Origin of the sequence: Rothia nasimurium, from assembly GCF_928382285.1 — a bacterium.
Lineage (GTDB): Bacteria > Actinomycetota > Actinomycetes > Actinomycetales > Micrococcaceae > Rothia > Rothia nasimurium_E.
The window spans coordinates 52,123-63,033 of sequence record NZ_CAKMSS010000011.1; the positions used below are offsets into that span (position 1 = coordinate 52,123).

General features: G+C 57.5%; 12 protein-coding genes. 10 read left to right on the top strand and 2 right to left on the bottom strand.

The annotated features are described in order from the left end of the window. Positions 1–25 precede the first annotated feature (25 nt). Together L6758_RS10375 and L6758_RS10380 are read right to left on the bottom strand one after the other, a co-directional pair. Positions 26–361, bottom strand: coding sequence for a type II toxin-antitoxin system PemK/MazF family toxin (locus L6758_RS10375; RefSeq protein WP_237206017.1), 336 nt, complete (start codon positions 359–361; stop codon positions 26–28). Beyond that, complete coding sequence (locus L6758_RS10380; protein WP_237206018.1) at positions 352–573, bottom strand: hypothetical protein; 222 nt, start codon at positions 571–573, stop codon at positions 352–354. The genes L6758_RS10375 and L6758_RS10380 overlap by 10 nt, the downstream gene beginning before the upstream one ends. Before the next feature lie 217 nt (positions 574–790). On the opposite strand from L6758_RS10380, the gene L6758_RS10385 reads away from it, so the two are divergent. The 10 genes from L6758_RS10385 (at position 791) to wecB (ending at position 10,845) form a co-directional block, all read left to right on the top strand. Beyond that, a complete protein-coding gene (locus L6758_RS10385) occupies positions 791–1,723 on the top strand; it encodes a Sir2 family NAD-dependent protein deacetylase (protein WP_237206030.1) in 933 nt (310 codons plus the stop codon). Between the two features lie 472 nt (positions 1,724–2,195). After that, on the top strand, positions 2,196–2,519 hold the full coding sequence (locus L6758_RS10390) for a carbohydrate-binding domain-containing protein (protein WP_237206019.1): 324 nt from the start codon (positions 2,196–2,198) through the stop codon (positions 2,517–2,519). 317 nt (positions 2,520–2,836) lie between these two features. Then, positions 2,837–3,043 (top strand): DUF3073 domain-containing protein, encoded by a 207-nt coding sequence (locus tag L6758_RS10395; RefSeq protein WP_237206020.1) that lies wholly within the window; start codon positions 2,837–2,839, stop codon positions 3,041–3,043. A 402-nt stretch (positions 3,044–3,445) separates the two neighbouring features. Continuing rightward, positions 3,446–4,342: a hypothetical protein gene (locus L6758_RS10400; protein WP_237218648.1), complete on the top strand. Its 897-nt coding sequence runs from the start codon at positions 3,446–3,448 to the stop codon at positions 4,340–4,342. 202 nt (positions 4,343–4,544) lie between these two features. Next, entirely contained in the window at positions 4,545–4,874 is a 330-nt protein-coding gene (locus tag L6758_RS10405) for a hypothetical protein (protein WP_237206021.1), read from the top strand. Between the two features lie 132 nt (positions 4,875–5,006). Then, positions 5,007–6,260: a glycosyltransferase family 4 protein gene (locus L6758_RS10410; protein ID WP_237206022.1), complete on the top strand. Its 1,254-nt coding sequence runs from the start codon at positions 5,007–5,009 to the stop codon at positions 6,258–6,260. After that, on the top strand, positions 6,257–7,927 hold the full coding sequence (locus L6758_RS10415; protein ID WP_237206023.1) for a glycosyltransferase family 4 protein: 1,671 nt from the start codon (positions 6,257–6,259) through the stop codon (positions 7,925–7,927). Before L6758_RS10410 ends, L6758_RS10415 begins: the two co-directional genes overlap by 4 nt. After that, positions 7,927–8,826, top strand: coding sequence for an ABC transporter permease (locus tag L6758_RS10420; RefSeq protein ID WP_237206024.1), 900 nt, complete (start codon positions 7,927–7,929; stop codon positions 8,824–8,826). The genes L6758_RS10415 and L6758_RS10420 overlap by 1 nt, the downstream gene beginning before the upstream one ends. Beyond that, complete coding sequence (locus L6758_RS10425) at positions 8,810–9,634, top strand: ABC transporter ATP-binding protein (RefSeq protein ID WP_237206025.1); 825 nt, start codon at positions 8,810–8,812, stop codon at positions 9,632–9,634. Before L6758_RS10420 ends, L6758_RS10425 begins: the two co-directional genes overlap by 17 nt. A 116-nt stretch (positions 9,635–9,750) precedes the next feature. After that, complete coding sequence (wecB, locus tag L6758_RS10430; protein ID WP_237206026.1) at positions 9,751–10,845, top strand: non-hydrolyzing UDP-N-acetylglucosamine 2-epimerase; 1,095 nt, start codon at positions 9,751–9,753, stop codon at positions 10,843–10,845. The last annotated feature ends 66 nt before the right edge of the window (positions 10,846–10,911 follow it).

Here is a 10,911-nt window from a genome sequence, read left to right on the forward strand (position 1 = left end):
CTTCAGTTTTTAACTTGGGTGGGGTCTAAAGGAAATCTTTTACCCAGCGGCGGAGCTCCGCAAGGGTGGTCGCGTCGACGGTACCAATGCGGGCGGTGAGGCGGTGCCGGGAGATAGTGCGCACCTGCTCGGTCATGGCCCAGGAGTCCTTGCCGAGCCCGCAGTTCGGCGGCACGAGAACATGGTTGCTCCAGCCCCGCTCCTGGGATGTCAGGGGTACAGCAACAGCAAGAGTATCAACCAGCCTGTTATAGAAGGGGTTGCTGATGATCAGGACGGGGCGACGGCCGGACTGCTCCCTGCCGACCGTGGCGTCAGGCTTAGCCCACCACAGTTCACCTTCCTGAACCTCTAGCTCCATGCGTCACTCTGCCATTCTTCGGCTTCTCGGTGATAAGAGGCATCGGGCGGGCTTTTCTTTAAATCCCGGGCGAGCTGTTCAAAGCGCATAGCGCGTTCCTCTTCATCAAGCAGCGCTATGAGGTGCTCGTTGAGGGTATGACCGTAGGCCTTAGCGTGGCTTTTGAGGCGGTCCCGCACTTCCTGGGTTACTCGAATCGTTGTGGCACTCATACATTAAGTATGAGTTATTGAGGGTGAAAGTGTCGAGGGTGGGTAAGTCCTGCAAGAATGGCACTGCATGACCCTATTGTTTCTCTCTTGACCCTACGGATTATCTCGGGGTCAAGAGAGAAGCGATAGGGTCTTTGTCTTTTAAACTGGAAGAGTGAACCAGCCCCAGCCCGCACCCACCCCGATCGATACCCGCTTTGCCGGGGCGTCCGCGTCCATCACCGCCCGCGCTGACATTGCAGCCACCCACGCAGCCGCCCTGCGCTCCATCGACCGGGTCGTTGCCGAAACGGCTCAACCTACCGACCCGCAGGTGGCGGCGGACGGCATCCGGAATCTCCTGCGCGACGGGCAGGTTCTAGTGCTCACCGGGGCGGGCATATCCACCGGCTCAGGAATCCCTGACTACCGCGGCCCCGCCGGCTCCTTACGCAACCACCGGCCCATGACCTACCAGGAATTTCGCTTCGATGAGGTAGCCCGCCAGCGCTACTGGGCTCGCTCCTTTGTGGGCTGGCGGCAGATGAACCGGGCGCGCCCCAACACCGCCCACTACCTGCTGGCTGACCTCGAAGCCCGCGGGCACCTGGCCGGGCTCATTACCCAGAACGTGGACGGCCTGCACACCGCAGCCGGATCCCGCACAGTCATTACCTTGCACGGGGACCTCTCCCGCATCGAGTGCCTAGACTGCGGGGCGGACGAGGGGCGCACCTCCCTGGACGCCCGCATTGAGGCCGCCAACCCCGGCTACCTCGAACGCCTTGCCAGCACTACCTTGCAGGTTAACCCCGACGGGGACGCTGAGATCGACGCCCGTTTTATTCAAGATTTTCAGATGGTCGGCTGCCTGGCCTGCGGCTCGACCAAGCTCAAACCCGCAGTGGTCTACTTCGGCGAACCTGTGCCGTCTGCCCGTAAGCAGGCCGTGAAAGAACTGGGGGAGCGGGCGCGCTCCCTGCTGGTTCTCGGCTCATCCCTGGCTGTGATGAGCTCCTACAAAATCGCCCTCGACTTTGCCCGCGCGGGCAAGCCCATCGCCGTCATCAACCAGGGCCCGGGCCGGGCGGACGCGCGTGCCACCTACCTCTGGCGCGCCGACGTCACCGACGCCCTCTACGCCGTTACAGCCCCGCACGAAGGCATCTAAAACTTTTTCTTCTGTGAGTTTCACCAGGTCAAAGGCACTAAAAGGGCTGTCTGTAGGTGCTCATAAGTGAAGGCTAAGTACAACACAGGCTAAACACAGACTCTGAGAGAACACTGGTTATCAAGCAAAACAAGACCAGATACACCCCTCGGAGAACCCCGTGAACACCATCATCACAGCAGCTGCCCTCGACCTCGTCGCCATTCTGATTCTGTGCGGCATGTACGTCACTCGCCACCGGCTCCCTTACCAGCGTGCGCTAGGGGTCAGTGAGCGAGCAGGACGCCCGCACCCGCTTTACTTGCCAGGGGCAAGGAAGCCGGGGTGGGCGTCCTTATTTTTACCTTTTGACAAGGGGAAATAAAAAAGTTTGGCATGCATAAGTTCAAGCTAAGTTCACCACAGCTTAAACATAGCTTCGCCCACCAGGCTGTTAACAACAGCCCGAACAGAGCACGACAGAACGACCGCCATGACTGCTACAGCCTTCACCCAGAACACCGCCACCCTGGTCCCGGCCCACTGGCCCGGCATCAGCCTGGACGAGCTGAACGCCAAAGCAGCCATGCAGACCCGCGTTGACCGCAAGTGCATCGTCGACGGCCTCTACGCCCGCACCGACCTGACCCTGGCCGGTGAAGGTACCCTGAATGTCACCGGTAACTACGGCGACGGCATCGCCAGCGGCGACGGCCTCACCATCAGCGTCAACGGCTCAGAGGCCGGTACCGCTACCGCAACCTCCGGTGCTGCCGCGGGTGGCATGGGTGGTATGGCACCCGGCGGCCGCTCCTAAAGCCCCATAGACTCAGCCGGCGATAACGACACTCGCAGCCTAGAACTTCGCCGGCTGCCTTACCGCTCCGCGTCACCTCTTTCTGGTCGGGTGACGCGGAGCTTCTCTTTGCCAGGAGGGGAGCTATATGAAATAAAACGACCGTTCTCTATATTTTTGTGGTTTTTAGCAGTTTCTTACATCTCATGTGGCGAACAGGCAAGCAAAGACGCGCAAAAACATGTACCCTTAGATACAGAAAAGACTGAAAGTTTTTCTGGCACACCCCTGCGCGCACGCGGGTGGCCAGATACGAGCGATAAAGAGGGGGTCTCGCCATGGGGCGCGGCCGTCAGAAGGCTAAAGCAACTCGGCAGGCTCGGGAGATGAAGTACTTCAGCCCCGACACCGACTACACTGCACTCGAACGCGAACTGAGCAAGAGCACCAGCTCTCAGCCTAAGACGTCTGGTTATCAGTACGATGACGAGGACGACTACGCAGAATACGCAGATAAGTACGCCGACGATTATCAGGAGAAGTAACCCGCGTAGTACCACGCGGGTTCTTCCCGTCTCTTTTTCTAGCCCGCTACCGCCCGCCGGTGGCGGGCTTTTGTATGGGCGGGGGCGCAACATGTTGTGGCTACCGCCAAATGTGGCAGTGGCGTCGCCACATTTGGCGGTCAGTGCCACAGTTAGAAAAGGGTTAGCGGTGTAGGCGCGGACGTCCGTGCTCGGCTAGGCGCGTCGCGCAGAGTCGTCTGTCTTCGCGGCTCCTGGAGCAGCGCCGATACTTGCAAAGCTGTCAAGCCCTGTGGACGATTCTTAACACATAGCGAGGCCGCTACGACATACAGGCTGATAAGAGCAAAAAATAGCTGAAGTTATCCACAGATTTACCGCCCCCTCTAGAAAACGCGAGGTCTGGTGGTCAAGGTAGTGGGTATGAGCAGGATATACGATCAGATCAAAACCTCATCGGAGCTGAAAGACGAAGGTATCAGCTCGTCCGAAATTTCTCGGCGGTGTCGACGGGGTCTACTGTATAAGATCGCGACCAATGCTTACACGCCGGTGCAGACGTGGCAGAGCTGGGACGGCCGTCACCGGTTTATGGCTCAGCATGTGGCGTTTATGAAGACGCACCCTCAGTATGTGCTGAGTCATTCATCTGCAGCTCTTTGGTGGGGAGCACCTTTATTAGAAGCACCCGCGAAAATGTGGGTGAGCAGCGCTTCTTCTGCTGTGCGGTCAAAACCGGGTGTACATGTGAGTAGGTCGCGCAAAGAGATCTGTGACCAGGCAGTACTGAATCAGGGGCTAGCTGTGACTACGCCTCTTCAGACGATACTTGACTGCTGCCAGAGTCTTCCTTTTTTGAGTGCTTTGTGCGTTGCGGACTATTTTCTGCACCACCGTTTGGTGCCAGCTGCCGAGCTGCGGAGTGCCCTGCTCAAAAGCAGCGGTAGGTATTCGAAACAGCGTCAAAAGATAGCTGAGTATATGAGCGAAAAATCTGAGTCGCCTGCAGAGACGGTTGCACGGTATCTGGTGATGTCGTGGGGCCTGTCTCGGCCTGAGGAACAGAAAGTTATTTGGGTGGGGCAGCGGTACTATCGTCCTGATTTTTTGTGGGAGGATGCCAAGGTCATCCTGGAGGTCGATGGAGACGTGAAGTACTCGGGAGCTTATGGGCAGCCGGATCATGTGCTTCAGAAGGAGGTTATTCGTCAGCGTGACCTTGAGCTACGAGGCTATCGTTTTGTGCGTGTTAGGTGGAGCGACCTGATGAATAACCCTGAGCTTGTGCGAAAGAACCTGGTGGACAAGGGCGTCCGCTGAAGGGCGTGGGCGCAACATGTTGTGGCTACCGCCAAATGTGGCGGTGGCGTTGCCACACTTGGCGGTCAGCGCCACAGTTAGAAAAGGGTTAGCGGTGTAGGCGCGGACGTCCGCGCTCGGCTAGGTGCGCTCGGTTGCAGTCACAGCTGGGGCATAGGTTAGACAAGCCTTCGTCATGGGTTAGCCACCCATAGTTGAAGGTATGAACAACAGCGCAGACCAGAACATCGAACAGAACCCGCAGCAGACCCAGGCAGAGCAGAAGACCAGCTATGCCAAATCCAAAACCACTCGGCGTACCGCCCTCATCGGCGGCCTGGGCCTCTTGGGTACCGCAGGCCTGGGCGGCGGCTGGGCCTACAACCGCTACCTGCGTGACCACACTGAAATCGCAGACGTAGCCGCCTACACCGCGGAGGTCAAGCTGGGCTCAGGCCAAGGCACCCGGCCCGGCGCAGAGCGGCAAGGAGCCGCCGCGAAGGGGGCTTCAGACCGCGAACCCGTGGGGCGGGCTGCCCTACCGGCTGCCTAGAGCCTCATCACGCCGTGACAGGGAGTAAGGATGGGGCATTAAGGACCCGCGGGTAAGACCGTCAGCAGGGGCGAGAAAGTGTAAGGTAGTAACAGCACACAATGGGTGTCGCCCTACACACTTGATACCTGCATGAAGATACTGCTCATCACACACTACTACCCACCTGAGATTGGAGCTCCTCAGCGCCGCTGGTCCGCACTGGTCAAGCGCTGGCAGGCGGCTGGCCACCGGGTGACTGTGTGTTGCCCTCCTCCGCACTACCCCGATGCGGTAGCAACCGCGTCGATTCGTGAAAAGTTTAGGGGCACTCCTTGGGTTCATCAGGGTAAATACGGGGAAAGAATTATTCGGGTGCCGTATCTTCTGCACGGTGTTTCTGGTACGGCTCGAACCCTAGATCAGGTTGTCGTTGCCCTGGGCACGATGGTGGCAACAACTGTTTTGAGGTTGCAGAAATCTTCTTTTGACGTTGTCGTGGCGACGGTTCCGGGCGTTCCTAGCGCAGGTGCTGGGCTAGTCGCTAAAAAACTGCTGGGGGCTCCGCTAGTTCTCGAGATGCGGGATGCCTGGCCCGATATTGTTGCTGATCCTCAGATTCCGGTGCGCGGGATAGCACCGGTGGCGAGAGCTCGTCGGGTTTTTGCACGAGCTGTCACCAGAGCCCAGCGAAGGGCTGATGCCCTGGTGACGACAACCGAGAGCTTCGCCCAGGTGCTGCGCGGGCGGGGAATGAAGCCCGTTCACACCATCAGCAACGGTGTTGCTCCCAGCCTGTTCCATAGCGCAATCGAGCCTCTCCCCGAACGGGCGGGGGAACTACGCCTCCTCTACACCGGCACCATGGGGCGCTCACAGGGGCTGAAGGTTCTTCTCGATGCGCTTGACCTTGCGGTGAAGAAACGCCCCGATACTAAATTTACCCTTCGTCTCATCGGCGAGGGCGCTGAACGTGACCAGCTGATTGCGTCAGCAGAATCTCGAGACCTACCGGTAGAGTTTTTGCCGTTGCAGCCGCGCTCTTCGGTGCGCAAGCACTACGAGTGGGCAGATGTTAACCATGTGTCTTTACGGCGTATTCCGGTCTTTAGCTGGACCGTACCCTCAAAACTATACGAGCTACTGACCGTGCCGCGGCTGGTCGTGGGTCTGTTTGAGGGCGAGGCCGAACGTATCTTGCGGGAGTCCGCCTCGGGTATTCATCTCGCCCCAGAATCGGCGCAAGATCTTGCCAACCTTTGGGTTGAGCTGGCTGACGACCGCTCCCGCCTACAGCCTAACGATAGTGGGCGGCAGTTCGTGCTGGAGCACTTTAACTACGATTATCTGGCGCAGAAATACCTCACTGTCTTAGAGACGGTCATTAGCAAAGAGCACAGCCGATGAGAGCCCTGCATCTGCTCAGAAACGCCACTCTGGCCGCAACGGTGGTGATAGGTCTGGTACGTACCGACCCGGCTGCCTTCCTGAATCAGGTAGGGCAGCGAGCTCCAGTGGGAATTCGTGCCCACCTGGCTCCCGCCCTGGAGCGGCTATCGCCGCCGCCGGACGCTGCCCGCACGCTGTGGTCTGCAGGGCAGGTTACCGAGGCCCTGGCTTCTGCTCGAAACAAGGGCAAACGTCGTTTGACCCAAAAACTTGAAGCGGAAGCGGCGCTGCTGAGCCCGGATTTCACACTGGGACTTCCCGCCTATACGCCCACTACCCCCGCAACGACCGACAGCCAGTCGGGGGAGGGGGCACAGACGTCCGCCCCGGAAACCGGGGGGACCCGCGTGCTGCACCTGCTCACCAACTCGCTACCCGCGACCCAGTCGGGCTACACCCTGCGCACCCACCGACTGCTGGGCGCCCTGGCACAGCGGGGCATCCAGCTAGCTGCTCATACCCGCATCGGCTACCCGGTCATGGTAGGTTCCCTGACCGCAGGTGACACTGCGCAGGTCGGCTCGGTGACCTACCGCCGCTACCTCCCCTGGAAGCTCGCTTCAACCACCACAGCGCGTCTGGAGCAGTGGGCTACCCACCTTGCCCGAACCTACGACAGCCAGCCGCCCCAGCTGATTCACACCACCACCCACTTCCACAACGCACTCGTGGCGCAGGCGCTCGCGGAGCGTTGGGGGGTGCCTTGGATCTATGAGGTGCGCGGTGTGCTTGAAGAAACCTGGTTGTCGAAGCAGCCGGAGCATCTGCAGGTAGCTGCCGCCCAGAGCGAGCGTTTTCTTTTAACCCGGTCACGCGAAACGCAGATGATGGGGGCAGCGAGCCATGTGCTCACCCTGTCGGAGACCATGAAGACAAGCCTGATAGCGCGCGGCATCCCCGAGAACCGGATTACTGTGGTGCCCAACAGCGTAGATTCCTCTCTGCTGGAGCAGCGCCTTAGCCCCCGCGAGGCAAGGGCTCAGCTGGGGCTGCCCGAGGGCGGGTTTTGGTTCGGGTCGGTGAGCTCGCTGGTACCCTATGAGGGGTTCGAAACCCTCTTGCAGGCTCTTGCCTTGCTTCGTGCTCAGGACGTGGACGCCCGTGTGCTTCTTGCCGGCGACGGCACCGATAGGGTTCGCCTTGAGAAACTAGCTCACTCACTGGGCATTGCTGACTTCGTGGTGTTTTTGGGCCGGATTGCGCCTGAACTGACGCCGGTTGCGCATCAGGCTCTAGATGTTTTTGTTGTACCCCGTACCAACGATGAGGTGTGCCGCACCGTCACCCCCCTTAAACCTATCGAGGCTATGGCGCTGGGGCGCCCCGTGGTGGTGAGTGACTTACCGCCCCTAGCTGATCTCGTGTGCCCTGAGGGGCCGCAGCCTGCAGGTATGGTGGGGCAGGCAGGCGACCCTGCTTCTTTTGCGGAGGTGCTGCTGTTTTTGTCGGAAAATCCGGACGCCCGCGCCCGCTTGGGGGCGCAGGGGCGGGAGTTAGCCCGGGCAAGGACCTGGGAGAAGCAGGCAGCTATTGTAGAAGAGATTTACAATGGTCTTTTGACCGATGGGGCCGGAACGAACCGGAACCAGGGAGCACAGCCCCCAGCCCGTTCCAAGGAGAACTGATGCCCAACTATAACCGTGGCACTCTGGAAATGAATAGCCAGTACAGCCACTATCAGGGACTCGTGACCCGTGGAAAACTACGACCTGTGGGAGTGCGCGGTAACTACCGCCTGTACCTGCAGCGTCTGTGGAAGTACCGGGCATTCATGTGGCACCAGTCCCTCTATAAGGTGTTTGCGAGCAACAGCGATAATCGGTTGGGGTCTCTGTGGCTTTTTCTCAAGCCTCTTATGGACGTCATTTTCTATTGGGTGCTCTTCGGGCTAGTACTGCGCGTTGACCGCGGTATGGAGAATTTTCCGGCTTTCTTGATTGTCGGTATTCTTATGTTTCAGTTCACCGCACAGTCTATTAACTCTGCTGCATCAGTGATGAAACAGAACAAGAGCCTGATTCAGGGCTTTAATTTTCCACGTGCGCTCCCGCCGGTTGCCCTTGCTCTAAAGAACACACTGGAAGCCTTACCGATGATTGCGGTGATGCTGGTGGGGATTATCGTTATACCTCCGCATGTGACGGTATCGTGGACCTGGATTCTGGTGGTGCCGATATTCCTACTTCAGATCCTGTTTAATACCGGCTTGATATTACTCATTGCTCGGATTGGGTACTTCTTCCCAGATACCACCGCACTTTTTTCTTTTACTACCCGCATCCTCATGTTTGGGTCCGGGGTTATCTTCCCCATCGAGCGGTTTATTAATCATCCAACAGCACTTCTTGTCATTGAATCTAATCCGCTATTTATCGTGCTCAATATGTACCGGGAGGTACTGGTTGAAGGTACAGTTCCCGGTGCATATGAGTGGCTGCTGATGGTGCTTTGGGTAATTCTTCTGCTGCTTGTTGGGTTTGTATTTTTTGTAGATGCGGAGGAGCGCTATGGTTCAGTTTCCTAGTGAAGGTACCCCGCAAAAACAGCTCAACGTGCTGGTTGATGATGTGTACGTTGAGTACACTACTCGATTCAAAACTGGTAGGTTTAGCCGCCAAAAGAAGCAGGTGAAAGCTCTGAGCGGTGTTTCCTTTGCAGCGTTTGAGGGGGAATTTATAGGTCTGGTAGGTAGAAATGGAGCTGGTAAGTCTACTCTCTTGCGTGTAATCGCCGGCTTACAGACGCCAACTAAGGGGCAGGTGCTAGCATCTGAGCAGCCCACGCTGATTGGTATTTCTGCGGCTCTAAATCCCACGATGTCTGGGGACGACAACATTACTTTGGGCTGTTTGGCTATGGGCATGAGTATTGGTGAGGTTGAGGCCGCCCGCCCCGGGGTGATTGAGTTGGCTGGTATTGGGGATGCTGTTTATCGCCCTATGAACACTTACTCGGCGGGCATGGGGGCACGCCTAAGGTTTGCAATATCGATGGCTGCTCGACCCCAGATTATGCTGATCGACGAGGCCCTGAGCGCGGGCGATGCTGCTTTTGCTGACCGGGCTAAAAAGGCTATGGACGGTCTGCTGGATCAGGCAGGTACTGTTTTTCTGGTGTCACACGCTGCTCAAACTGTGGAAGAGATGTGCACCCGGGCTCTGTGGATCGATGAGGGCGAGCTGATTATGGACGGCGACGCGCGTGCAGTTGCGCGCAAATATCGGTGGTATGCCCATGTTCTCTCGCAAGGTGATGATAAGAAAGCTGCTGGGTTATTGGAAGACGCAAAAAAGTTGGGGGCAACCGGGTATATCGTTGATGATGCTCAGTAGGTGTTAAGTTCTTCGTAAACGATTGTCTTAGTGAAGGGGTGTAGGCATAATGCCGACTGGCTACCTTTAGAATATGAAAGACACACATATTTGCTTTTATCCCCCACGAGGTCTTCATGTTCAAGATTATGACCGTTTATGGCACACGGCCTGAGGCTATCAAGGTTGCCCCAATCATCAAGGCGCTGGAGGCATCTGAGAAGTTTGAGTCGATTGCTGTGGTAACCGGGCAACATCGGGAGATGCTGGATCAGGTCAACGGGCTGTTCGGTATCGAACCCGTTGAGGATCTCAACATTATGTCTGCTGGCCAGAGCCTTAACGGCATCGTGGCTAAGGTGATTAGTGGTGTTGACGCTATTTACGAGAAGTATGCCCCTGATGCGGTGATTGTGCAGGGTGATACCTCAACGGTGATGGGTGCCGCTGTGGCTGCCTTTAATCGGCAGATCCCGGTCATTCACCTTGAAGCTGGTCTGCGCTCGGGCGATATTAACTCTCCTTTCCCTGAAGAAGCTAATCGAAAGCTGACGAGTCAGATCGCTGCCCTCCATCTTGCTCCTACAGCTGACTCAAAAGCCAACCTACTGCGAGAGGGCGTTAACGAGGCCGATATCGTAGTAACCGGTAACTCGGTGATTGACGCCTTGCTGACCACGGTTGAGAAGACTGTTGAGTTTGAGGACGCCGCGGTGCAGCAAGTGGTTGAGAGCGGCTCCCCGATGGTTCTGGTGACCACTCATCGCCGGGAGAACTGGGGTGAGCCTATGGAACGTATCGGTAAAGCTGTGGCTGAGCTGGCGCGTAAGTTCCCTGACTTCACTTTTGTTTTCCCCGCCCATAAGAACCCGCTGGTGCGTGAGGCTGTTCTTCCTTCGCTTGAGGGCCTGACAAACGTTGTAGTAACGGAGCCTCTTGCCTACGCTGAGTTTACTCACGTCATGAAGGCCGCCCATCTGGTGCTGACTGACTCAGGTGGGGTGCAGGAGGAAGCTCCGAGCTTGGGAAAGCCGGTACTGGTACTTCGTGAGAATACTGAGCGCCCTGAGGCTGTGGAGGCCGGTACTGTGCGTCTGATTGGCACTGAACTGGAGCGGATTGTGGATGAGGTCTCTGCTCTGATTGAGAATGATGAACATTATGCGTCTATGAGGCTTATTCAAAAATCCAACCCACCAACTAGACAACGGCCCCACCACACGGCAACCTAGAGGATAAAACGCCAGTAATATTCTCAGCACCGCACCGGAGGAACCGTTGCACCACCACCGTACCAC